24 protein-coding genes are annotated in these 22,690 nt (G+C 37.2%); 18 read left to right on the forward strand and 6 right to left on the reverse strand.

Annotation, left to right across the window (positions count from 1 at the left end; all coding sequences use genetic code 11):
* Nucleotides 1-25 precede the first annotated feature (25 nt).
* Nucleotides 26-355 carry a hypothetical protein gene (locus ASU31_RS11420; protein WP_057932446.1) on the reverse strand — a complete coding sequence of 110 codons (330 nt, stop codon included), beginning with the start codon at nucleotides 353-355 and terminating at the stop codon, nucleotides 26-28.
* A gap of 67 nt (nucleotides 356-422) precedes the next feature.
* On the opposite strand from ASU31_RS11420, the gene ASU31_RS11425 reads away from it, so the two are divergent.
* The 11 genes from ASU31_RS11425 (at nucleotide 423) to ASU31_RS11475 (ending at nucleotide 9,334) form a co-directional block, all read left to right on the forward strand.
* The gene (locus tag ASU31_RS11425; protein ID WP_057932447.1) at nucleotides 423-1,196 is read left to right on the forward strand and encodes a DUF6624 domain-containing protein; all 774 of its coding nucleotides are present in this window, start codon (nucleotides 423-425) and stop codon (nucleotides 1,194-1,196) included.
* Nucleotides 1,197-1,326: 130 nt separating this feature from the next.
* Nucleotides 1,327-1,815, forward strand: a complete 489-nt coding sequence (locus ASU31_RS11430) for a hypothetical protein (RefSeq protein ID WP_057932448.1) — start codon at nucleotides 1,327-1,329, stop codon at nucleotides 1,813-1,815.
* A 446-nt stretch (nucleotides 1,816-2,261) separates the two neighbouring features.
* Nucleotides 2,262-3,200, forward strand: a complete 939-nt coding sequence (gene mdh / locus ASU31_RS11435; protein WP_057932519.1) for a malate dehydrogenase — start codon at nucleotides 2,262-2,264, stop codon at nucleotides 3,198-3,200.
* A gap of 257 nt (nucleotides 3,201-3,457) precedes the next feature.
* On the forward strand, nucleotides 3,458-3,883 hold the full coding sequence (locus ASU31_RS11440; RefSeq protein WP_057932449.1) for an aspartyl protease family protein: 426 nt from the start codon (nucleotides 3,458-3,460) through the stop codon (nucleotides 3,881-3,883).
* Between the two features lie 64 nt (nucleotides 3,884-3,947).
* Nucleotides 3,948-4,391, forward strand: a complete 444-nt coding sequence (locus ASU31_RS11445) for a hypothetical protein (RefSeq protein WP_057932450.1) — start codon at nucleotides 3,948-3,950, stop codon at nucleotides 4,389-4,391.
* Nucleotides 4,372-4,767, forward strand: a complete 396-nt coding sequence (locus tag ASU31_RS11450; RefSeq protein WP_057932451.1) for a group III truncated hemoglobin — start codon at nucleotides 4,372-4,374, stop codon at nucleotides 4,765-4,767. Before ASU31_RS11445 ends, ASU31_RS11450 begins: the two co-directional genes overlap by 20 nt.
* 62 nt (nucleotides 4,768-4,829) lie before the next feature.
* Nucleotides 4,830-5,366 (forward strand): SRPBCC family protein, encoded by a 537-nt coding sequence (locus tag ASU31_RS11455; protein ID WP_057932452.1) that lies wholly within the window; start codon nucleotides 4,830-4,832, stop codon nucleotides 5,364-5,366.
* A gap of 273 nt (nucleotides 5,367-5,639) precedes the next feature.
* Nucleotides 5,640-6,317: a response regulator transcription factor gene (locus ASU31_RS11460; protein ID WP_057932453.1), complete on the forward strand. Its 678-nt coding sequence runs from the start codon at nucleotides 5,640-5,642 to the stop codon at nucleotides 6,315-6,317.
* The gene (locus tag ASU31_RS11465; RefSeq protein WP_057932454.1) at nucleotides 6,317-7,669 is read left to right on the forward strand and encodes a sensor histidine kinase; all 1,353 of its coding nucleotides are present in this window, start codon (nucleotides 6,317-6,319) and stop codon (nucleotides 7,667-7,669) included. Before ASU31_RS11460 ends, ASU31_RS11465 begins: the two co-directional genes overlap by 1 nt.
* Before the next feature lie 215 nt (nucleotides 7,670-7,884).
* On the forward strand, nucleotides 7,885-8,382 hold the full coding sequence (locus ASU31_RS11470; protein ID WP_057932455.1) for a hypothetical protein: 498 nt from the start codon (nucleotides 7,885-7,887) through the stop codon (nucleotides 8,380-8,382).
* A gap of 25 nt (nucleotides 8,383-8,407) precedes the next feature.
* Nucleotides 8,408-9,334, forward strand: coding sequence for a bestrophin family protein (locus ASU31_RS11475; RefSeq protein ID WP_057932456.1), 927 nt, complete (start codon nucleotides 8,408-8,410; stop codon nucleotides 9,332-9,334).
* 358 nt (nucleotides 9,335-9,692) lie between these two features.
* On the opposite strand, the gene gyrB is transcribed toward ASU31_RS11475, so the two are convergent.
* The gene (gene gyrB / locus ASU31_RS11480) at nucleotides 9,693-11,651 is read right to left on the reverse strand and encodes a DNA topoisomerase (ATP-hydrolyzing) subunit B (RefSeq protein WP_057932457.1); all 1,959 of its coding nucleotides are present in this window, start codon (nucleotides 11,649-11,651) and stop codon (nucleotides 9,693-9,695) included.
* 758 nt (nucleotides 11,652-12,409) lie between these two features.
* Between gyrB and ASU31_RS11485 the strand changes: the two genes are divergently transcribed.
* Both ASU31_RS11485 and ASU31_RS11490 read left to right on the forward strand, forming a co-directional pair.
* On the forward strand, nucleotides 12,410-13,009 hold the full coding sequence (locus ASU31_RS11485) for an OmpH/Skp family outer membrane protein (protein WP_029279685.1): 600 nt from the start codon (nucleotides 12,410-12,412) through the stop codon (nucleotides 13,007-13,009).
* An 84-nt stretch (nucleotides 13,010-13,093) separates the two neighbouring features.
* The gene (locus ASU31_RS11490; RefSeq protein ID WP_083505341.1) at nucleotides 13,094-13,570 is read left to right on the forward strand and encodes a nucleoside deaminase; all 477 of its coding nucleotides are present in this window, start codon (nucleotides 13,094-13,096) and stop codon (nucleotides 13,568-13,570) included.
* Between the two features lie 50 nt (nucleotides 13,571-13,620).
* Here ASU31_RS11490 and ASU31_RS11495 read toward each other — a convergent pair whose 3' ends face one another.
* A complete protein-coding gene (locus tag ASU31_RS11495) occupies nucleotides 13,621-15,546 on the reverse strand; it encodes a redoxin domain-containing protein (protein WP_057932458.1) in 1,926 nt (641 codons plus the stop codon).
* A 108-nt stretch (nucleotides 15,547-15,654) separates the two neighbouring features.
* On the opposite strand from ASU31_RS11495, the gene ASU31_RS11500 reads away from it, so the two are divergent.
* Nucleotides 15,655-16,425: an EcsC family protein gene (locus ASU31_RS11500; protein ID WP_057932459.1), complete on the forward strand. Its 771-nt coding sequence runs from the start codon at nucleotides 15,655-15,657 to the stop codon at nucleotides 16,423-16,425.
* On the opposite strand, the gene ASU31_RS11505 is transcribed toward ASU31_RS11500, so the two are convergent.
* Nucleotides 16,426-16,827, reverse strand: coding sequence for an RNA-binding S4 domain-containing protein (locus ASU31_RS11505; protein ID WP_029279693.1), 402 nt, complete (start codon nucleotides 16,825-16,827; stop codon nucleotides 16,426-16,428).
* A 203-nt stretch (nucleotides 16,828-17,030) separates the two neighbouring features.
* On the opposite strand from ASU31_RS11505, the gene ASU31_RS11510 reads away from it, so the two are divergent.
* A complete protein-coding gene (locus ASU31_RS11510) occupies nucleotides 17,031-17,849 on the forward strand; it encodes a 2,3,4,5-tetrahydropyridine-2,6-dicarboxylate N-succinyltransferase (RefSeq protein WP_057932460.1) in 819 nt (272 codons plus the stop codon).
* 77 nt (nucleotides 17,850-17,926) lie between these two features.
* Nucleotides 17,927-19,042 (forward strand): glycosyltransferase family 4 protein, encoded by a 1,116-nt coding sequence (locus ASU31_RS11515; RefSeq protein WP_057932461.1) that lies wholly within the window; start codon nucleotides 17,927-17,929, stop codon nucleotides 19,040-19,042.
* Between the two features lie 10 nt (nucleotides 19,043-19,052).
* On the opposite strand, the gene ASU31_RS11520 is transcribed toward ASU31_RS11515, so the two are convergent.
* Entirely contained in the window at nucleotides 19,053-19,610 is a 558-nt protein-coding gene (locus ASU31_RS11520; RefSeq protein ID WP_057932462.1) for a DUF4136 domain-containing protein, read from the reverse strand.
* Nucleotides 19,611-19,787: 177 nt separating this feature from the next.
* On the reverse strand, nucleotides 19,788-20,339 hold the full coding sequence (locus ASU31_RS11525; RefSeq protein WP_057932463.1) for a DUF4136 domain-containing protein: 552 nt from the start codon (nucleotides 20,337-20,339) through the stop codon (nucleotides 19,788-19,790).
* A gap of 203 nt (nucleotides 20,340-20,542) precedes the next feature.
* On the opposite strand from ASU31_RS11525, the gene ASU31_RS11530 reads away from it, so the two are divergent.
* Complete coding sequence (locus ASU31_RS11530) at nucleotides 20,543-21,109, forward strand: L-threonylcarbamoyladenylate synthase (RefSeq protein WP_057932464.1); 567 nt, start codon at nucleotides 20,543-20,545, stop codon at nucleotides 21,107-21,109.
* Nucleotides 21,110-21,199: 90 nt separating this feature from the next.
* A complete protein-coding gene (locus tag ASU31_RS11535; RefSeq protein ID WP_057932465.1) occupies nucleotides 21,200-22,654 on the forward strand; it encodes a CCA tRNA nucleotidyltransferase in 1,455 nt (484 codons plus the stop codon).
* Nucleotides 22,655-22,690 lie beyond the last annotated feature (36 nt).

Below are 22,690 nucleotides of genomic sequence, written 5' to 3' on the forward strand. Positions count from 1 at the left end.
ATAGTGCGGTAAAGAATTAACCGTTTTAGAATAATAACGGTTCTTCAAAAATAAGGAATTTGAGGGTTGAAGTTGTCAGGATTTTATCAACAAAAAAATGGCGATCAAACCTATCAGGTTTTAAAAACCCGATAGTTTTTTTTAAAGCATTAATCCCGAACTCATTACCATTTTGTTCTTTTTTGAACATTTTATTTTTTTTTGGAAATGAGTGCTTCGGTTTTTCATCGGGATTTTCAGCCCCGCTATACGCTTTACTCCGTTGCACTACGTGTTCGCTGTTATCGGGTTTAGCTAACACAAGTCTGTGGTCAAAACTTAAAAAAAGCCACCAGTCAAAAAGCTGATGCAACAAATCTTTAAAATAGTTATCTCTTGCAAAACTAGGAGGATATATATTAGCTTGTTAAATAAAGTTAAACTTGGTTAACGAGAAAGATATCAATCAAAAAACTATTATTTTAGTAATATACAATAACCCAAAATTGCAAAGATATGTTATGAAATTCATTTTACTTTTCCTCTTTATTTCGGGAACCGTTTCAATTGCATCTGCACAACAGCAGATTAATATAGAATTAAAAAAACAGCTTGACTCTATTTTGCAGCTCGACCAAGGTATCAGAGAATTTGGTGATACGGAAACCTCTGAAAAGAGAAAAGATACCATTGCAGCATTATTTAATTCTTCGAAAGAGATGCTTAAAAAAAGTCAATGGAAAATAATGGCGGAAATAGATTCTATTCATCTTAAAAAAGTTGAAGCCATTATTGCAAAATATGGTTATCCTGGAAAAACGCTTGTTGGAGAGCCAACAAATACCGCAGTATTTTATGTAATACAGCATAACCCTGGTATTATTCCAAAATATTATCCACTGATTGAAAAAGCGGGCAAAAGTGGAGAATTACCTTTTAAATACACAGCAACGATGTTGGATAGAAAACTGAGCAACGAAGGGAAGGAACAGATTTACGGCACACAAGTATATGGAATGCAAATTAGTAATCCTCAAACTGGCAAAAAAGACTTTTTCCAATATGTTATCCCGATCAAAGATGCTAAAAACGTAAATCAAAGACGTAAGAAAGCAGGTTTCGATACAACAGTTGAAGAGAATACGAAGCGATTTGGTTTTGTTTATAAAGTATATACGCTAGACGAGATCAAGAAAATTATAAAACCATCTAACTAAAAAACTATCTGGTTTTTGTACCCCCAAGCTTCCCCATCAATCAGATTTAAATTGCAAAAACCCATAGCTTAAGCCTCCATAAAACATCTAAGATAAATGTTACATTAGCCATATCTAAATCGATCACCTTATGAAAACTTACATCAATAGATTCATTGTACTTTCTAGCTTTTTCCTGTTAGCCAGCAGTTTTGTCGCAGATGAATCTCCTGTAAACAAAAATACCCCAGAAAGCGAAATCTGTAGCAAAACCATTAAGTACACCACCAATAAACTGCTAGGGCCAAACGGCGAAGAAATAACTGCACCAACAGAAATAACGATTAACCCAACTACAAAGGTTATTACGTTAGTGAGCACTCCACCAGATCAGGAAAAAGTTTTGTTCGAAACGCAGATTGAAAGTATTGAATGTTCTTTTAGCAAAAAACTATCATCAGGCAAAGCTTATTATAAAGGATATATTCTACAACAAGATGGGAATAAAAGCCCTGCCGAAATTGTATTGGAAGCAAAAGACGGGAAAGTGAGCCTTACTTCTTATGATGAAGAAAAGCGGATTGGGCTGAGAGCGATCTTTGATAAATGGGAAATAATCGAGAATAAAGAAAAACCTTAAACTAGTTATCTTTTGCAATTTGGATGATATAAGCCCACCAAATAACTTCATCTACAACACGATTAAAATGATTATTGATTTGGCTTGAAAAGCAGATATAACAATATCTGGCTTAATACAGTCCAGCACCTGTTACAAGTCCGCGCCTCGTTCCTCGTCTTACTGGGGTTTCACTTTGGCCGGGTTTAGGTGGCTCCAACTATCTATAGTAAATAAACCCGATCGAAAGCTGTATTCCGATTTAAGCATGGCTATTCATTGTTTTTTGGTATGCTTGCTTGTTTCACAGGTTTCATGGGAATTTAGTAAAGAGCGGGACTGAACTCGCCTATGAATTAAGTAAACCATCATCAAATTATAAAGTTTTGAAAAGGATTTTTAAACCTTATATTTATTTCTACCTTCGATTAATATTTAACGATACGCAAACCATTAAAATAAAATATATGAAAGTAACGGTTGTTGGCGCAGGCGCAGTTGGTGCCACTTGTGCAGATAATATTGCCCGCAAAGAATTAGCGAACGAACTTGTTTTGTTAGATATTAAAGAGGGTTTTGCCGAGGGCAAAGCGATCGACATGATGCAAACCGCAACTCTTTTGGGTTTCGACACTAAAATTACCGGTGTAACTGGCGATTACAGCAAAACTGCTGGTTCTGACGTGGTCGTAATTACCTCAGGCTTGCCCCGCAAACCAGGGATGACCCGTGAAGAACTGATTGGCATTAATGCCGGTATTGTTAAAGGTGTTGCCGAAAATATTTTAAAATACTCTCCTGAAGCTATCTTCATCGTAATCAGTAACCCAATGGATACGATGACTTATTTAGCCTTAAAATCGTTAGGCCTACCTAAAAACCGTATTATCGGCATGGGTGGAACGTTAGATAGCTCCCGTTTCAAATTTTATTTATCGCAAGCTTTAAATTGCAACCCTAACGATTTGCAGGGCTTTGTAATTGGCGGCCATGGCGATACCACTATGATTCCACTAACCCGTTTAGCTACATACCAAAGTTTACCAGTTAGTAATTTATTGGATAAAGCTACGCTTGATAAAGTTGCAGCCGATACCATGGTTGGCGGTGCTACTTTAACAGGATTAATCGGCACTTCTGCCTGGTATGCACCGGGTGCTGCAGGCGCTGCATTGGTTGAAGCAATTTTACGTGATGAGAAAAAACTGTTTACCTGCTGCGTTTCTCTTGAAGGAGAATACGGACAGGAAGATATCTGTTTAGGCGTACCCGTAATTATTGGTCGTAATGGCTGGGAAAAAATCATCGATTTTAAATTAACTGAAGATGAACAGGCCGCATTTAACAAAAGTGCCGATGCAGTAAGAAATATGAATAATGTACTGGCAGAAATGAAGTTGGTTTAATACCATTCTGAAGATAAATCTTTAACGAAAGTATTAAATTACTAAATGGGTTTCCTCGGTGCGTCATTCCCAACTCGATTGGGAATCTTAGTGCAATAGGCTTTAAGATTCCCGCCTGCGCGAGAATGACGACCGTTCTTTTACATCCGTGTATTTCGTACTCCCCTACCTGAATAGCTAGACAGACGTGGCATTTTTTACACTTAAATAAGTTGTCACCCTGAGCGTAGTCGAAGGGCAGTAGACATCAATAAACAATGAAATCAATTTCAATCCCACTAACTCTGATAAACTTACAGGACGACGGTTTTCACCTTTTGGTGGAAGTTGTTGTTTTTAAGGAAAAACATTTTGCTGTTTTAGATACCGGTGCATCGCGAAGTGTGTTCGATAAATCGTTGATTGAGCAACACCTATCAGAAACCCTCCAGGTATCTGACGAAATTAATGCAGCCACCCTTTTTACCACCACCACTACCATTCAGGCAACTATTCCTGAGCTAAAAATCGGAACCTTAAAGATCAAAAACTACGAAACAGTGGCTTTCGACCTGCAATCGGTGAGTGATACTTACCAACAGTTTGGTCACCCACCTATTATGAGTATTATTGGTGGAGATATATTAATGCAGTATAAAGCCGTTATTGATTACAAGAAAATGATCCTTAGGCTTTATAGATAAACATAATTTTACTTTATGACTTTAATCATTTTTATTAAGCTATTTTAAATGATATTTGAACCTGATGAAAAAGTTAATCACAATCTTTTGTGTCATTTTCTGGGCAGGTTTAATCGGTGGAATTAGTTTTTTAGAAGCTCCATTAAAATTCCAGGCTCCAGGAATTACAATTCCACTAGGCTTAGGTATAGGACAATTGGTTTTTCAGGCCCTCAATAAAATAGAGATCGTATTACTGATTATTATTTTAGTCTGCTCGCTACCCGCACCTTTAAAAAACTTTCACAGCATTTTACTTTTCTCGGTTACCATCCTTTTAATAGCAGACACTTTTTGGCTGTTGCCAATACTCGATGAAAGGGCAAAACTGGTTTTGGCAGGCAATGCTCCAATCAAAAGTTATCACCATATTTTATACATCATTATCGACACCATAAAATTCCTGTCATTAATTGTTCTGGGTTTTTTAAGTTTAAAATCACTGTACCATGAAAAAAGATATTCATAATAGAGAAGATATCATGCTTTTAGTGGATACATTTTACAAAAATGTTGCGCTTAACAAACAGATAGGCCCAATATTTACCGATGTTGCCAAAGTAGACTGGTCGCACCACTTACCTAAAATGTACGATTTCTGGGAAAGCATCCTTTTCGGAAAAGCAATTTACAAAGGCAACCCCATGCTTACCCATTTTGCCTTGAATGAACAAACGCCCCTTCAAGCTGAAGCCTTTGAGACCTGGAAAAACCTCTTTTTCCAAACTGTCGACGATCTTTTTAAGGGAGAAAATGCCAATCTGATTAAACAAAAGGCACAATCTATTGCCGATTTAATGCATTTTAAAATAAATTCTCCTCAATCGAAGATTAAAATTGTATAGATTTTCTGCTTTGATTTAAACTGCTTTCTTTATAAATTTAGTTAACCAAACTAAATCAAATTATGAAATTCCTCAAAATCTTACTAGGCATCATTGTCGTATTGGCAATAATCATCATTGTGGGTGGCTTCTTCTTGCCTAAAAGTTATACAGTAAGCAGGTCTACTGTAATCAATGCTCCAGACAGTGTCATTTATAAAAACATTGCCGACTTTAAAGAATTCTACAAATGGAATCCATGGGCAAAAATGGAACCTTCAGCAAAAACTACATACGGTGGTGTTGCAGGTGAGCCAGGCCACATATACGAATGGAAAGGTAAAGAAACAGGAAGTGGCTACATGAAAATAAAAAGTGTAACACCTAACAAACAGGTAGATATCGAATTAAAATTTATTGAGCCTTTTGAAAGTTTAGCGGATACAAAATTCGACATTCAGCCAGAGGGAAGCAGCAATAAGGTAACCTGGACAATGAGTGGAGAAAATAACCTGATCAGTAAATGGATGTGTGTGTTTGTGAGTATGGACAAAATGATTGGGAAAGATTTTGAAGATGGGCTAAAATATTTGAAGGAAAAATCGGAAAAGGGAGTCTAGAACGCGGTGTCATCCTGAGCGGAGTCGAAGACCCTATTAATGATGGATGATGGAAGCCTAAAACGCAAGAAAAACCTCTGCGCACTCTGTGACTTTCCTCTATTCTCTCTGTGGTTAAAACATAACTAGCCTCTCTTTTGAGAGGCTTTTTTTACGTCAATTTGCAATCATCCAAACAATTGTGTCGGCTTTGCGTTAAAAAAGCATTAAAAATCAGTTAATCAGCGATTAATATTTTGTAATTCCCCATTTTTTAGATTACTTGCCAACAAAATGAATTTATTACTTGTAGAAGATGAACCGAGCGTTGTATCTGTAATTTCGAGGGGTTTAACCGATGAAGGATTTACCGTAAGTATAGCTCCTGATGGTTTAATCGGGAAACAGATGGCTATAGAAAACCAGTTCGATCTGATTATCCTGGATATTATGCTACCTGGAATAAATGGTTTGGAACTCTGCAAAATCATTAAAGAACAAAAACCAAATACGCCTATTATTATGCTTACGGCATTGGGTACTACAGAAAATGTAGTAAACGGACTGGATAATGGTGCTGATGATTATTTAATAAAGCCATTTAAATTTGCTGAACTTTTTGCAAGGATCAGAATGCTGTTGAGGCGATATCATGGTGTGGTTTCGCAAGATCAGATTATCTCCATAGCAGATCTCCAGCTTAATTTAAGCGCAAAAACGGTAAAACGAAACCAACAGGAAATTATACTTACGGCAACAGAATATCGCCTGATCGAGTATATGGCCAAAAACAAATCAAAAATTTTATCGAGGATAGACATTTTAGAAAACGTTTGGGATATCGACTTTAACCTTGGCACCAATGTGGTTGATGTTTATGTTAATTATCTTCGCAAAAAGATAGATAAAAATTCAGATCAGAAACTCATTCACACTGTTGTAGGCCTGGGCTATATATTAAAAGAAAAATAATGGAGATAGCCAAGAAAATTACCTTACTTTTCGCCATTTTATCGGCAATTATTATCTCCTTATTAAGTGGTTTTGTTTGGTATTTTTCTAACGATTTCGCCTTTGAAGATTTTTATAAACGTTTAGAAGCCAGGGTTAACATTGCTGCCCAGATCAAACTATATGAAGATGGCAACAATAAAGTTTATGCTAAAATGCGTAATCAATACCTGGAACGCTTACCTTCAGAAAAAGAGTATATCATAGAAGCTGGAAAACCAACCAACAAATTGGACCGGGAGCTACCGGCTAGTTTTTATAACCGCATAAATGCCGGATACGTAGCACGTTATCGTGTTGAGAATCACTTTTATGCCGGAAAATTCTTTAAAAATCCAAATAAAGGATATATAGTGATTGTTTCGGCAAACGATCCCTTTGGCTTCAGGGAACTAAAAGACCTCCAAAGAATCTTGATTATCGGTTTTTTCCTTTCTGTTATTTTATCTTTTGTAGTTGGCTGGAAATTTTCCAACTACATGTTAATGCCCCTAAGAAATATAATTAAGAGCGTAAAAAAAATAAAGGCTGAAAACTTACACTTAAGGTTGGATGTAAAAAAAGGTAACGATGAAATGTCGCAATTGGCCCAAACCTTTAATAACATGCTTAACCGCTTAGAAACAGCTTTCGAAACACAGAATAACTTTATCAGTAATGCTTCGCACGAGTTAAGAACACCATTAACTATTATTAGTGGTGAAGTTGAGCTAGCAATGAAGACCATCGAAGATACCGCAAAACAGGAAAAAGCATTAGCAAAAATTAAGGATGAGGCAGAAAGATTAGAACATATCTTAACCAGTTTACTGGGCCTGGCACAATCTGGATTTAATGGAAAAAACCAACCCTGGGAAGAAGTGCGGATGGACGAACTATTATGGGAAATTAAAGAATCCGTTAATCAGGTACATCCCAACAGTCAAATAGAAATCGATTTCACCAAACTTCCTGATGATGATGAATTACTAACCCTACGGGTAAACAAAAACCTGATTAAGCTTGCCATCAGCAATATTGTAAATAATGCCTGTAAATACTCAAATGAAAATCTGGTAAGCATTAGTATTGAAAGCAATGCCAATATGCTTTCTATTGCTGTAACAGATAGAGGAATTGGAATACCGCAAACAGATATACAGCATATATTCGAACCCTTTTATCGTGCTTCTAATACCAATGATTTTAAGGGATATGGCGTTGGCTTACCACTTTCATTGAATATTATCCGTTTACACCGGGGTAGTATTGCAATTAAATCGCAGGAAGGAGTTGGCACAGAGATTAAGGTTTTATTGCCGACCAAAAGTTAGTTCGCTTAATGGTTAATTGTTTAAATCGTTAAAACTGGTTAACTGTTACTAGCCTAATGGTACAATTAACGAATTTATACAGTTAACCAAACTTACAGCCACTCCAAAAGGGAGTACACTCTAATCTCATTCTAATCTTACTCTTATTTCGCTATAATAACATCAAGCTAAACTTGTATAAATAATTTTTCAATTCATTTAAACAAGATATAGCGATGAAAACAGTATTAGTACCAACCGACTTTAAATTAGAAAGCATTAAAATTATTGATGCACTTGTTCAACATCAAAAAAATGAAACCTTAAACATCATTTTTGTACATGCCTTTAAATTATCGGATTCTATAACCGATATGTTAATGTTAAGTCGCCGCAGCCGCGATTACGAAAATGTTAGCAACGAATTTTATCAGCAGATAAATCAAGCCAAGGCAAAATACCCTAGTCAGATCAATGCCATTGGAATCGAATACTTTTACGGAAGTACAGTAGCCGCTTTCAAAAACTTTATCGAAGCTTTTGATGTAGAACGTATTGCCTACTTAAAAGAATATAATTTTACGCCGATCAACAAATATAGCATCGACCCTAAAATATTAACAGAACGTGCAGGTTGCGAAGTAATCCAGCTAAATACCTTGACAGTTCATGCTAGCGAAAACTTAATCGATACAAAAATACACGAAACGCAGTTGCAAGAAGCAAACGCTTAATCATCCACACTTTAAACTTTATATTATGCTGTTACGAAATAATATTCCGCTCACTTATATATTCGGAAAGATCAAAAAAGAACTCCTGTTTGTTATTGGCTACTCCATAGGTATTGTAGTGTTGTATGAAAACTTTCATGTTACACGAATTTCCATTCCTGTTGCTGTACCTGCACTACTGGGAACAATCATTTCCCTGCTATTAGCATTCCGGTCTAACCAGGCTTACGATAGATGGTGGGAAGCCAGAATTCTTTGGGGTGCAATTGTTAACGATTCGAGAACCCTGTCGCGCCAGATATTATCTTTTGTAGAAAACCCTTATGGCTTAGATGAGGTTGAGGCGTTTAAAGAACGTTTTATAAAAAGGCAGATTGCCTGGTGTTATGCCTTAAGCCAATCACTAAGAGGTTTTAACCCACGCAAAGGTTTGGAAGAATACCTGTGTGCAGAGGAAATCGCTTTTATTAAAAAACGTAAAAATGTAACTACTACGATATTAGAGTTGCACGCAATGGACTTAAAAAAGGCATTGCAAGAAGGCTGGATCAATAAATATCAGCAAATAGAAATTGATAAAACCATTACAGCTTTATGCAACCACATGGGTGGATCGGAAAGAATAAAAAATACTGTTTTTCCGGTTACTTATAGTAAATACATTAACATGTCTATCCATTTATTCATCGTGTTACTGCCTTTTGGCTTAATTGAATACTTTGGCTACATGGAAGTTCCATTAGTGGTTGCCATAGCTGCGTTCTTCCTGTTGGTAGAAAAAATGGCGGTGCATCTTCAGGATCCTTTTGAAAATAAACCTACAGATACACCAACCACAACGATCTGCAGAACTATTGAACGCGATCTATGTCAGATGCTGGACGATAATAAAATATACGAGGACAAACCTCAAACCGAATTGGCACCTGTAGGGTCATATTACATCCTGTAATAATCAATGCCATAAAATAATCTCATCCATTGAGATGGTTAGTTAATCAAAATGTATTTGTACTGGATAGCACAATCATTTTGAAAGGTTTATAGTGAACCAAAGCCATTCTGTTTACGAATGGCTTTGGTTTTACAATCATTATTGTGTAGTCAGATGTTACCATCTGACTCGTGATTACTAAAGGTACCCGAAAAAGAAAAATTCAGCGCAGTGTAAGATGGTAACATCTTACACCACAATCATTGGGTTATCGTCATTGCAATGACGAATCTACACAAAAAAACCTCTCCAAGATTTAACTTGAAGAGGTTTCATTTATTTTGCTTTCAGCTTTTTCTTTGAGCCTTTCGCTTAATTAAGCATCAATTTTCGCATATTTTGCATTACGCTCAATAAACTCTCTACGTGGAGCAACTTCATCGCCCATTAACATAGAGAATGTATGATCGCATTCTGCAGCACTTTCAATTGTAGCCTGTAATAAAGTACGTGTAGCAGGATTTAACGTGGTATCCCAAAGTTGTTCAGCGTTCATCTCACCCAAACCTTTGTAACGTTGAATGTGTACGCTATCTTCTTTACCATTACCTTTAATACGTTGTACAGCTGCATCGCGTTGTACATCATTCCAGCAATATTCGAAATCTTTACCTTTTTTAACCTGGTAAAGTGGTGGCGATGCAATGTAAACATAACCCGCTTCGATTAATGCCCTCATATAACGATAGAAAAATGTTAAGATCAAAGTGGTAATGTGAGAACCATCAATATCCGCATCCGTCATAATTACGATCTTGTGGTAACGTAATTTAGTTAGGTTTAATGCTTTATCATCTTCTGGTGTACCAATACTCACACCGATAGCGGTAAACATATTCTTGATCTCATCATTCTCATAGATTTTGTGCTCCATCGCTTTTTCTACATTCAAGATTTTACCTTTTAGTGGTAAAATAGCCTGAATGTTTCGATCACGACCTTGTTTAGCGGTACCACCCGCCGAATCACCCTCTACCAGGTAGATTTCACATTTTTCAGGATCACTGTCTGAGCAATCGGCCAATTTACCTGGCAAACCAGAACCACCCATTACACTCTTACGCTGAACCATCTCACGGGCCTTACGCGCCGCAGCACGGGCCGTTGCAGCCAAGATTACCTTGTTAACGATCATTTTAGCCTCTTTCGGATTTTCTTCCAAATAAGCACCTAATGCTTCGCCTACAGCTACATCTACTGCACCCATTACCTCACTGTTACCCAGTTTAGTTTTAGTCTGCCCTTCAAATTGAGGCTCCTGAACTTTTACAGAAACTACCGCCGTTAAACCTTCTCTAAAGTCATCACCAGTAATTTCCATTTTGAGGTTTTTCAACAAACCTGATTTATCAGCATAGCTTTTTAACGTACGTGTTAAACCTCTACGGAAACCAGCGATGTGCGTACCACCTTCGTGTGTATTGATGTTATTCACATAAGAGTGAACATTTTCTGAGTAACTATCGTTGTACTGAAAAGCCAGCTCAACCGGAACACCGTTTTTTATACCATCGATATAAATCGGTTCTGGCAAAAAAGATGCTCTTGTTCCATCTAAAAAGGCAACAAATTCTTTTAAACCACCATCAGAGTGGAATACTTCTGACAAGAATTTACCATCTTCTAAGACCTCACGCTCGTCTGTTAGCGTTAAGGTGATTCCTTTATTTAAGAAAGCCAATTCACGTAAGCGACCAGCTAAAGTATCGTATTTATATTCAGTAGTTTGTGTAAAAATGGTAGCATCCGGACTAAAAGTTACGATGGTACCGCGTTTATCGGTTTCACCCACTTCTTTAACATCGTATAAAGGTTTACCAATGTTATATTCCTGCATCCAGATTTTACCTTCACGGTGAACTTCGGCTTTTAAATGTGTAGATAAGGCATTAACGCAACTTACCCCCACACCGTGCAAACCTCCAGATACTTTGTAGGTATCTTTATCAAATTTACCACCCGCGTGTAAAACCGTCATTACGATTTCAAGCGCCGATTTATTCTCTTTTGTATTAATCCCGGTCGGAATACCCCGACCGTTATCTTCAACTCTGATGGAGTTACCTTCTAAAATTCTAACATCGATTGTATCTGCATGACCGGCTAAAGCCTCATCAATTGAGTTATCTACAACCTCGTAAACCAAATGGTGTAAACCTTTTACACCAGTATCACCTATATACATTGAAGGGCGCTTACGCACCGCTTCTAAACCTTCTAAAACCTGTATATTATCTGCCGAATAATTTGACTTTAAATCCTGTTCTTCGCTCATATTTTAATTAAAAACAATAAGTATCAAAAATACGGAAATTTTGGCATTTAAACTAATATGTGGATAAATTTTGAGCTGTTAAGAGATTACAGTTAAAGCGATTAAAACAGGTTTAAATCAGGTTTTAGAAAGCAAAACCGGCATTCCAATCCATGTCTCCTCCCGCTTTCCGTTATAAGTCCCGCAGAAGAAGCGGGAGCTTTCCATTTCAATCGGGTTTAGGTGGCCACAACCTGCAAATATTATGGGATTATCGCACCAGCCCCACCAAACGTTCCTACGGAACGAAAACGCCAATTATTCAATTGGCTACCCACGAAACGTCCCTAAGGGGACGTTAAGGATTAAGATTTCCAAATCGCAAACCGTTCCAGAGGAACGCCTCATATCTCATTTTTAAGTCTCCCATAGACATTAAGATTTAACATTTCTAATCCGACAACCCGTTCCAGAGGAACGCCTCATGGGTAGAAAAAAAATGAAACATTTTTTTCGTTCCGTAGGAACGTTTGGCGTTATGAAATTTACTATGGCCACCCTGCAACCCCAAATAGCCATTACTAGCCATGCCACCTAAACCCGATGGCAGCGGGCATGAAATAAAGCGGACAGCGGGTGTAACATTAAAATGAATGCTGTAATTGCTTTCCTCAATCAAAAATCGTTAGTATTTTACAATCGCTTATATTTATCGGATCGGCTTTAAATTGGATATAAAAACTAATTTATATAAGTTTGCTAAAATTTATTAAACAAGAATGGAAAGAAGAACCTTTAAAACCTTTGGTTTACTTGCAACAGCAACTTTGATAACTGCTTTCTCTGCATGCCAGAACAAAGACACTAAAACTACTGAAACTAAAAAAACAGAGGGTACTACTGCAGCGGTTTCTCAAACTGAGAAAATTGTGTATGTAAACTCCGACTCGTTACTTACAAAATATGAATACTTCAAAGACCTAAAAGTGAAATTTGAAGGTAAGACCAAAAATGCTCAGGCAGACATGCAGGCTAAAGGTCAGGCTTTTCAAAGAGAAGTTGCACAATACCAACAATCGGCACAAACTTTATCGGCCGATCAACGTAAAAGCACTGAAGAGCGTTTAGCACGTAAACAACAAGAACTACAAACTTATCAACAAAATGCTGGTGGTGCTTTACAGAACGAGCAAGCTGCTGAGAATGAAAAACTTTATGATAAAGTTGCTGATTACTTAAAAGGTTACGCTAAAGAAAAGGGTTATAAAATGGTTTTAACTTACTCAAAAGGTAACAGCGCTATTTTATTTGCCGACGAGAGTTTAGATGTTACTTCAGAAGTAATTAAAGGCTTAAACGCAGAATACAGCAAAAAATAAGCGAATAGCCATTAAAATATAAATGCCTCGTATAAAATCGGGGCATTTTTTTTGTGCTGTTTTTTTATAAAAGATCAAATTAATATGAACAATCAACATCAGGAATATATGCGGATGGCAATCGAGTTATCTGTACAAAATGTAAGCGAAAGCATTGGTGGGCCTTTTGGAGCTGTAGTGGTAAAAGATGGGAGGTTGATTGCTAAATCGGCAAATAAGGTAACCTCTACCAACGATCCAACTGCGCATGCAGAGGTTTCGGCAATCAGGCTTGCCTGTACCGAATTAAATAGTTTCGATTTAAGTGGCTGTGTAATTTATACCAGTTGTGAACCTTGTCCTATGTGTTTAGGCGCAATTTATTGGGCAAGAATTGACAAGATTTATTATGCAAATACCAAGGCTGATGCCGAGCACATTGGTTTTAGTGATAAATTTATCTATGAAGAGCTAGACAAGCCGATGGAAAACAGAAGCCTGCCGGTTATCCAGCTGATGCGTGATGAAGCCCTGTCGGCTTTTAGGCTATGGGAAACCTCACCAATGAGGATAGAATACTAAAATAGAAAAGGTGCCGGTAATCAGCACCTTTTTTATTTGGAAATCATTGTTTATTTGCTCGATTCTTTTCCTGCCAGCAAGCCGATCATCGAATCTATTTCTTTCACCACACCATCGTCAGAGCCAGAAAAACCTACAGCTTTAAACCTGATATTACCATCTCCGTCAATCACAAATTTGGTTGGGATTCCATCAACTTTATAGGCGCTTACCACATCAAATTTGGAAGGGTCTTTTACGTTTTTGGTATCGTACAACACATTAAAATTGTATTTTTTTGCAGTAATAAAATCAGTTACCAATTTTTCTCTATTCTCTTCTGTTTGCCAGGTATTTACAAACAGGAATACCACATTTGGATTAGTGGCGTATTTGTTTAAGGCTTTTTGCATGCCTGGGAAAGAAGACACGCAAGGTCCGCACCATGTTGCCCAATAATCTAAAATTACAATCTTTCCTTTCAAACTGGCTAGGCTTACGGTTTCGCCTTTAAGGTTAGTTAATGAAAACGCAGGGGCTGGAATATTAATCATTTTTTTTGTCCATTCTGCCCGCTCTTTTTCCAATGCTGCTTTTTCTAAATTGGCCAGATAAGTTTCATAAGTTCCATCTTTCTTTAGTTTAGTATAAAGCATTTTAAATTCGTTCTTTAGCGAATCATTGCCTTTACCCTCTTTAATCAATTTTTCGGCCTCAGTATAAGCTTTATCATCCTGGCCATCTTTAATTAAATAAGTTACATAACGGGACGATACATCGGGCGGAACTGTTGCATATAAAGGAATGGCTTTCTCTTGCATAGCCAAAGCCTCTTTAAATTTTCCCTGATGATATAGCAACAGTCCATAAGTGTCAGCATACATACCATAAGCGCCGTCTAAATATTTGAGGTATTCTTCTTTAGTGTTGTAATATTTTGGCATTTCATCATTTCTTGATGCTTCAATCAGTTCGAGCGATTGTTTTGAAAGCTGAGCAGCAAGTTCGATATTCTCTTTTTTCTCAGCAGACGGCCAGGCAAAACTATTGTTATACAAACTTGCCCTGGTCATTTTATCGGTGACCTTCTTAGCGTAATCCTGAAATTTCCCCAGATCCTTAGCTTTTATAGCGCTGTTAGCCAACATACTATAAATTGAGTTCAATCTACCTGCATCTACTGTTTTACCTGGATCAAGTTTAAAGGCGGCAATCATTTCTTCGGCCTTTTGTATTTGTGTAGCAAAATCTTTTGTACCATAAAGTGAATTCATACCATCATTCCAGGCGTAATTTCCTTTAGGGTATTTTTTAATGATGATGGCTTTAACAGAATCTGCCTGAGTTTTTTTCTTTAATAGTGAGTAAAGGCTTAAAGCTGTACCTAAATCTTCTTCTTTTGGTTCTTTTAGTTTCGTTAATGCAGAAATATTCTCGTTGATTAGTTTTGTTCCTTTGTCTTTATCTGCTTTGTACTCGAGCGACAGATATTGATTTAGATTTTTCTTTTTCAACTCGGGTTTTAAAGCAAAAGCTTGTTTATACAGTGAAACGGCCTTTTCTGGATCGATAGTAAGCCCCAAATAGTAATTTCCTGCTAATCCGTACAAAAAAGCTTCGTTAAGATAAGCTTCAGCTGGCACTTTCCCTGCTTTAGTGAATTCTAAAACATAACCGGCAGGCGCTTCATCTTTTTTATCACCTACCGAAAAAGCAAGTCCAACCACTGTAACACTATCCGGAGTAGAGATTTCTCCTTTATAAACCGCTCCATCTTTAGTGAGTTCAATTTTAGTGCTTTTGGGGTTCGATTTTGAAAAAAAAGTATAACCGGTACACTTCACATCTGCCAGATTTTCGAGATTGGTTCCCTTCGGGTCGTATGTAAATTTAACTGTACTTCCTGCTGCAGGTTTGTTAGCAGAAAATTTCACTCCTTGTGCATTTGCTACTCCAGCAGCAAACGTGAGCAAGCATAATAATTTTAAGGTTTTCATAATGAAAGGATTAAGTTTTTATCAGGTAACTAAATATATAGTTTATTCTTTATTCTTCAAAGTTATTTTATGTTAAATTTTAAGGAATAATTATTGTAGTAATTAAGCATGACCTACGAACAAAAAATAAGTGGCGAACTAAATTTCTGGAAGTTTAAAACCTTGCAAAAACCTTCGCTGTTGAATAAGGTAACTAATAGGGTGCAGAAAAAAATAAACAGTTATATTCCTGATAAGGTTCATAATGCTATAACTTCTGCTATAAAACAGATGGTTAAGGCGGTGCTTTTTGGATCGACATTTACCACATCGAAACCCATTATAGATTTAACATTGATGCACCGAGAAGCATTGATTAAACAAAAGATAGAAAATTATAAAAAAACGGGTGCTGCCGAAGGCGGAATTACAGGTGCAGGAGGTTTTTTAATGAGCCTGGCCGATTTTCCGCTATTGCTGGGCATAAAGATGAAGATGCTTTTTGATATTGCCGCAGTTTACGGATACGATGTTAAAGATTACCGCGAACGTTTATATATTTTGCACATCTTCCAGCTGGCCTTTTCAAGTAAAGAAGAAAGCCAGAATATATTTATGAAAATGCAGGATTGGGATGATAAAGCCCATCAATTGCCTACCAATATTGATGAATTTGACTGGCTTACCTTCCAACAGCAATACCGCGATTATATTGATTTAGCCAAACTTGCGCAGATGCTTCCATTTGTGGGTGCAGCAGTTGGTGCAGTTGCCAATTATAAACTGATCGAAAAACTGGGCAAAACAGCTATGATGAGCTACCGGATGCGGTATTTCAATTTGCAGTATGCAGTGATCAGTACACAAACTGAAAACCGCAAACTAGAAACTGGAAACTAACTAATCCTCCTCTTCGAACATTCCTCCAATCAGGTCATCTGTCTCCCGTCGGTCCTTTTTAGTCGGGCGGCCGGTACCCCTATCGCGTTTTAGATTTGGCGCATGAAACATCGATTTAAAAGCATGCGTTTCTTCAACAGGCGTTAAATCTTTGTATTTTGTTAAGGCTGTTGGCGAATCTGTTCTGTTGTACGACAGCTCTACTACCTCAATAATTTTCTTTTCGATACCTTTCGATACCTGATAAACTTCACCCACTTTCACAATGGCCGAAGGCTTAATATTCTGCCCTTTTAGTTTTACTCTCCCCGCTTTACAGGCATCGGTAGCCAGGCTCCGTGTTTTAAACAACCTGATCGCCCACAAATATTTATCTATCCTAAGTTTTTCTGTCTCTGTCATAAAATTCAAAAATACATAATTAGGTTAATTCCTATGTTGGTTAATTGTAGAAACTGGTTAATCGGTAACTGTTATATCATGCGCCCACTTATAGTTAACCAGTTTAAACGATTTAAACAATTAACCTATCTACAAAACAATTTAAACAATTAACCATTTAATAAGCAAAAATTGATTTATTTTGCGTAAAATTTAAAAACATCATGTATTCAGATTTAAAGAAATTAATTGAAGCCGCTTGGGAGGATAGAACCCTTTTAAAATATAGCAACTATTGCGAAGCCATTGAAGCCGTTATTATGGGCCTTGATAAGGGCGAAATCCGTGTTGCTGAGCCAGTTTTAAACTCTTGGGGCATTAATGAATGGGTAAAGAAAGCAGTAATTTTATATTTCCCGATTCGCGAGATGAAAGAAATTAAAAGTGGTCCTTTCGTTTACCACGATAAAATGGATTTAAAAACCGATTATAAAGCAACTGGTGTACGTGTTGTGCCTATGGCAAGTGCGCGTTATGGTGCGTTTTTAGCAAAAGGTGTAATCATGATGCCATCGTACGTAAACATTGGCGCTTACGTTGATGAAGGTACTATGGTTGATACCTGGGCTACTGTTGGTTCTTGTGCACAAATTGGTAAACGCGTTCACTTAAGTGGTGGTGTGGGTATTGGTGGTGTTTTAGAGCCTGTACAAGCTGCTCCGGTTATTATCGAAGATGATGCATTTCTAGGCTCTAGAGCAATTGTGGTAGAAGGTGTTAAAGTAGAAAGAGAAGCTGTTTTAGGTGCTAATGTAGTATTAACTGCATCAACCAAAATTATTGACGTTACCGGTCCTACACCAGTAGAATATAAAGGAATTGTTCCTGCACGTTCGGTTGTTATACCAGGAAGCTATACTAAAAAATTCCCTGCAGGCGAATTCCAGGTACCTTGTGCTTTAATTATTGGTAAACGTAAAGAAAGTACAGATAAGAAAACTTCTCTTAACGATGCGTTAAGAGAAAATAATGTAGCAGTATAAATGGCTTAAGGTATAGGGCTTAAGGTGTAAGGTAACACCCAAAGCCTTAAACCTTTTACCTTAAACCTTACACCTCTATGAAAATTGGATACGATGGCAAGCGTGCTGCCAATAACTTAACAGGATTAGGTAATTACAGCCGGTCTTTAATTGAGCATTTGGCACATCAGTTTCCTCAGCACCAGTATTTGGTGTACACTCCAAAAGTAAAATCGGCTAAACAGATTGATGCTTTTCTCGCAAATGAAAACATCGAACTGAAGCTTCCAAAAAACGGGCCTTTTTTATGGCGAAGTTTAAATATCCTTAAAGATTTAAATCAAGATGGTTGCCAGATTTATCATGGGCTCAGTCATGAAATTCCATTAGCCATACAACATACACGGATTAAATCGATCGTTACCATTCATGATTTAATTTTTCTTCGTTTCCCTCAGTATTATAAATTTATCGACCGAAAATTATACGAGTGGAAAAGCAAATCTGCTTGTAAACGTGCCAATAAAATTATCGCCATCAGCGAAAAAACAAAAGAAGACATTATTGATTTATACGGAATCAGTTCTGAAAAAATCGAGGTAATTTACCAAAGCTGTGATGACAGTTTTAAAACGCCTTTTGCTGCAGCAACCTTAAGCCGCATTAAGGCAACTTATAAACTGCCTGAAAAATACATCCTAAACGTTGGTACGATTGAAGAGCGCAAAAACCTTAAATTGGCTGTACAGGCTCTAAAAGAGGTTAATGAGGAGTATAAACTGGTAGTAATAGGTAAACAAACGGCTTATTTTAAAACAGTAGAGAAAGAAATAGAAAAACTCGGCCTTAAAAACAGAATTTTATTCTTAAAAAATATCCCTTTTGCCGATCTGCCCGGTATTTATCAAATGGCAAATGTTTTTGTTTATCCTTCCTTTTACGAAGGTTTTGGTATTCCGATTATCGAGGCGCTATATTCGGCGGTTCCTATTGTTGCAGCAACTGGGTCGTGCCTGGAAGAAGCTGGCGGACCAGATAGCTTATACATTTCGCCTGATGATGCTAGCGGACTTGCAAAAGCCATTAATCAAATTCTAGAAAGACCTCAGCTCCAAAAAGAGATGAAGGAAAAAGGGCTGGAATTTGTTCAAAAATTCAACAGCCCTGTAGTTACTCAGCAATTAATGGATTGCTATTTAGATATTTTAACGTAACGGCTACAAATTATTTAGCAGCAGTAACAGTTGGTGGATATTGCGCCAATATTTCTTTTACGCCGGTGTATAAACGCTGTTCTCTTTTATTAAAACTATCTAAGTTAAAACCAGATCCCTGTCCGTGCCAGAATAAAATCTTTTTAGCAGGATCTAAGAAATCGATAATGATTGTACCTTCAATATATTGGTTTACGTAGGTTCCGCCACCGCCCCAGAAAGGATTTCCCCAGCCGCCACGCCAGCCCCATCCCCAGCCACCATAGTAACCTGGGCCATAAACATCAGTTTTTTCTCTGGCAACTACCACTAAATTCACCAATAAATCAGGTCGGTCTGATTTCGTAAATCCTTTAGCATTCATTTCAGATTCAACTGCAGCTATTAATCTGCGTTTATCCAGATTGTTAAGTTTAACCCTTGCTATGCCTTTATCGTAAAAATTGTAAGTTTTGTAACCGCTTAAATCAACATTTTTATCATAATCTGATGCGGTGCGGAGTGTTGTACATCCTGCTAATGCCAATACCACTGTAAAAAGCATTAATAATTTTTGTGCTGTTCTCATTTTGTGCGCTGTTGTATAAATAACCTGACTTAAATATAACGATTTTGGGAACCAAATGGCAAATCATTTAACATTTTTTACAATCAGATTGTTATCTGTAAAACGATTTCTATTTGATTATGTTTTGACGTTATATCACTCAGACTAAATATTTTACAATTGGATTAAATCGTTGAATTAGTTTATGGGCGGGTATTCTGATAAGATCTGTTTTACAGCCAGATTTATCCTTCCTTCCCTATTCTCATAATCATCGAAATTAAATCCTGCGCCTACCCCATGCCACATAATTGCTTTGGTTTCGGGATTTAAAAAATCAATGATAATGGTACCAGACTGGTATTGTTTGCTGGTGTTGAGCGGCCCAAACTGCGAATCTCTCCATTGGTAGGAAGATGAAGCTGAATCCCATTGATAACCGCCTCCGCTATAGCCCCAATCGGCCCTCGCTTTAGTACTGCTCAAAACCGCTACGTTAACTAAAAAATCTGCTTGCTCATTTTTAACAAAACCTTTTTTTGTCATAGCAGTTTCAACGGCATTTAACATCCTAGGCTTGTCGAGGTTGTTTAATTCTAAATGTTCAATGCCTTTTTCGTAGTAAGCAAAGGATTTTAACTTAGAAAAATCGATCTTTTTGTCGTAATCTGATGCAGTAAGTACAGCAATACAACTGGTAAATGCCATTACAATAGTAAACAGCATACCCCATTTAAGTGTGTGTTTCATTTTATGTTTTATTTAATAACCTATTACTAAAATACTAGTTTATTGGATTAAAACACATTGCTGCAGTAAATAAATGATAAGAACAGGTTACGATCGCAAAATTCTTTCATCGATATTTATGGGTGTTAGATAGAAATATCTGACACCACAGGAAATACATATTAAGATTATTTAACTTCCTCTTAATAAATTAACTTTGTAAAATGCTAAGAGACGAGATTAACAAAGCTTTTGAAGTATTAAAATCAGGTGGTGTTATTTTATATCCAACAGATACCATTTGGGGCTTGGGCTGCGATGCAAGCAATGCCGAGGCGGTAGATAAATTATTGAAGATAAAAAACCGTCCGGCCGAAAAGAGTTTAATCGTATTATTGGATGTGGATAGCAAACTGCAAAGTTATGTTGCCGAAATACCTGATGTGGCTTACGATTTAATTGAATATGCTGAAAATCCTTTGACAATTATTTTCTCTGGAGCAAAAAATTTAGCCCAAAATGTAATCAATGCCGACGGCAGTGTGGGTATCAGAATTGTTAAACACGATTTTTGCACACCATTAATCCAACGCTTTAGGAAACCCATAGTTTCTACCTCTGCAAATTTAAGCGGACAGCCTTCGCCAAAATTCTTTGACGATATAGCCCCTGAAATTATTGATGCTGTTGATTACGTGGTAGATTTTGAGCAGGAAAACCGAACCAACAGAAAGCCATCAACCATTATGAAACTTTCTCCCGGCGGACAATTTGAGTTTATTAGGAAGTAAGCCTCAACCCCTAAAGGGGCTTTGAATCGTTGATAGTCTTTACCGACCAAATGTTTTGCTTAATTTTGAACAAATGAATTACCCTTATATATGCAGTCTGATTTAAACGAAGGGAACTCCAAGTCCCCTTCAGGGGATTTAGGGGTTCACCTACAAAACCCAATATTTAAAACCTTATCCACAATTGCCGATAAGAACAATACCGAAGCATATGTAATCGGAGGCTTTGTTCGCGATTTATTTTTAGATCGCCCTTCAAAAGATATTGATGTTGTTGTGGTGGGCAGTGGAATAGAATATGCTGAAGCAGTAGGCAGAAAACTAAATACCAAAGTTGCTGTTTTTAAAAATTTTGGCACAGCAAATATCAAATATCAGGATTTAGAAGTTGAGTTTGTAGGCGCCAGAAAAGAATCTTACCGTTCTGACTCACGTAAACCAATTGTTGAAGATGGTACCTTAGAAGATGACCAGCTGCGCAGAGATTTTACCATCAATGCTTTAGCCATCAATCTAAATGCTGATCATTTTGGTGAATTGTTAGATCCGTTTGACGGGATTAAAGATTTAGAAAATAAACTCATCCGTACCCCACTCGACCCGGAAATTACTTTTTCCGACGATCCTTTGCGCATGATGAGGGCAATCCGCTTTGCTTCGCAGCTTAATTTTAACATCGATCCAGCTGCCCTAAATGCCATTAAAACGCAAAAACAGCGTATTACCATCGTATCAAAAGAGCGGATAACAGATGAGATGAATAAAATCATCCTCTCTAAAAAACCTTCTATCGGCTTTAAACATCTTTTTGATACAGGCTTATTGCAGCTCATTTTCCCTCAAATGGCACAGCTTTATGGGGTAGAGATTATAAAAGGAAAAGGGCATAAAGACAATTTTTACCATACACTTGAAGTGTTAGATAACATTTGTGCAGATACTGATGATTTATGGTTACGTTGGGCGGCTATTTTACACGATATTGCCAAACCAGCCACTAAACGTTTTGAAGAAGGCCACGGTTGGACATTCCACGGACATGAAGATAGAGGAGCCAGAATGGTTCCTAAAATATTTGCACAGCTAAAACTGCCCTTAAACGAAAAGATGAAGTACGTGCAAAAATTGGTGCAGCTTCATTTACGGCCGATTGTTCTGGCGCAGGAAACCGTTACAGATTCAGCGGTAAGGAGATTACTTTTTGATGCCGGCGAAGAAATTGAAAGTTTAATGCTGCTTTGCAATGCCGATGTAACCACTAAAAACGAATACAAAAAAACAAAATACCGAAACAACTTTGAGCTGGTTAAGCAAAAGCTTAAGGATGTAGAAGAACGCGATAAAATCAGAAACTGGCAACCCCCTATTTCAGGAAACGATATCATGGAAACTTTCGGTCTTGATGCAGGAAAAGAGGTTGGTATAATTAAAAATGCCATCCGTGAAGCCATATTAGAGGGGGAGATTACAAACGACTATCAAGAAGCATTTAATTTTATGCTAAATCAGGCAAAACAAATGGGATTAAATCCTGTTAATAAATAATTTAATTGCTAAAACGCTACAATTAGGCTGTCTTTT

The sequence above is a fragment of the Pedobacter ginsenosidimutans genome (genome assembly GCF_001442625.1).
In the GTDB taxonomy this organism is placed as follows: Bacteria; Bacteroidota; Bacteroidia; order Sphingobacteriales; family Sphingobacteriaceae; genus Pedobacter; species Pedobacter ginsenosidimutans.

What these genes read in the sequence shown, in the direction of transcription:
- ASU31_RS11520 (WP_057932462.1), bottom strand. Translation starts at nt 19,610, where the DNA reads ATGAGAACAGCACAAAAATTATTAATGCTTTTTACAGTGGTATTGGCA.
- ASU31_RS11515 (WP_057932461.1), top strand. Translation starts at nt 17,927, where the DNA reads ATGAAAATTGGATACGATGGCAAGCGTGCTGCCAATAACTTAACAGGA.
- ASU31_RS11465 (WP_057932454.1), top strand. Translation starts at nt 6,317, where the DNA reads ATGGAGATAGCCAAGAAAATTACCTTACTTTTCGCCATTTTATCGGCA.
- ASU31_RS11430 (WP_057932448.1), top strand. Translation starts at nt 1,327, where the DNA reads ATGAAAACTTACATCAATAGATTCATTGTACTTTCTAGCTTTTTCCTG.
- ASU31_RS11525 (WP_057932463.1), bottom strand. Translation starts at nt 20,339, where the DNA reads ATGAAACACACACTTAAATGGGGTATGCTGTTTACTATTGTAATGGCA.
- ASU31_RS11470 (WP_057932455.1), top strand. Translation starts at nt 7,885, where the DNA reads ATGAAAACAGTATTAGTACCAACCGACTTTAAATTAGAAAGCATTAAA.
- ASU31_RS11530 (WP_057932464.1), top strand. Translation starts at nt 20,543, where the DNA reads ATGCTAAGAGACGAGATTAACAAAGCTTTTGAAGTATTAAAATCAGGT.
- ASU31_RS11500 (WP_057932459.1), top strand. Translation starts at nt 15,655, where the DNA reads ATGACCTACGAACAAAAAATAAGTGGCGAACTAAATTTCTGGAAGTTT.
- mdh (WP_057932519.1), top strand. Translation starts at nt 2,262, where the DNA reads ATGAAAGTAACGGTTGTTGGCGCAGGCGCAGTTGGTGCCACTTGTGCA.
- ASU31_RS11475 (WP_057932456.1), top strand. Translation starts at nt 8,408, where the DNA reads ATGCTGTTACGAAATAATATTCCGCTCACTTATATATTCGGAAAGATC.
- gyrB (WP_057932457.1), bottom strand. Translation starts at nt 11,651, where the DNA reads ATGAGCGAAGAACAGGATTTAAAGTCAAATTATTCGGCAGATAATATA.
- ASU31_RS11445 (WP_057932450.1), top strand. Translation starts at nt 3,948, where the DNA reads ATGAAAAAGTTAATCACAATCTTTTGTGTCATTTTCTGGGCAGGTTTA.
- ASU31_RS11490 (WP_083505341.1), top strand. Translation starts at nt 13,094, where the DNA reads ATGAACAATCAACATCAGGAATATATGCGGATGGCAATCGAGTTATCT.
- ASU31_RS11460 (WP_057932453.1), top strand. Translation starts at nt 5,640, where the DNA reads ATGAATTTATTACTTGTAGAAGATGAACCGAGCGTTGTATCTGTAATT.
- ASU31_RS11440 (WP_057932449.1), top strand. Translation starts at nt 3,458, where the DNA reads ATGAAATCAATTTCAATCCCACTAACTCTGATAAACTTACAGGACGAC.
- ASU31_RS11505 (WP_029279693.1), bottom strand. Translation starts at nt 16,827, where the DNA reads ATGACAGAGACAGAAAAACTTAGGATAGATAAATATTTGTGGGCGATC.
- ASU31_RS11535 (WP_057932465.1), top strand. Translation starts at nt 21,200, where the DNA reads ATGCAGTCTGATTTAAACGAAGGGAACTCCAAGTCCCCTTCAGGGGAT.
- ASU31_RS11495 (WP_057932458.1), bottom strand. Translation starts at nt 15,546, where the DNA reads ATGAAAACCTTAAAATTATTATGCTTGCTCACGTTTGCTGCTGGAGTA.
- ASU31_RS11510 (WP_057932460.1), top strand. Translation starts at nt 17,031, where the DNA reads ATGTATTCAGATTTAAAGAAATTAATTGAAGCCGCTTGGGAGGATAGA.
- ASU31_RS11450 (WP_057932451.1), top strand. Translation starts at nt 4,372, where the DNA reads ATGAAAAAAGATATTCATAATAGAGAAGATATCATGCTTTTAGTGGAT.
- ASU31_RS11485 (WP_029279685.1), top strand. Translation starts at nt 12,410, where the DNA reads ATGGAAAGAAGAACCTTTAAAACCTTTGGTTTACTTGCAACAGCAACT.
- ASU31_RS11455 (WP_057932452.1), top strand. Translation starts at nt 4,830, where the DNA reads ATGAAATTCCTCAAAATCTTACTAGGCATCATTGTCGTATTGGCAATA.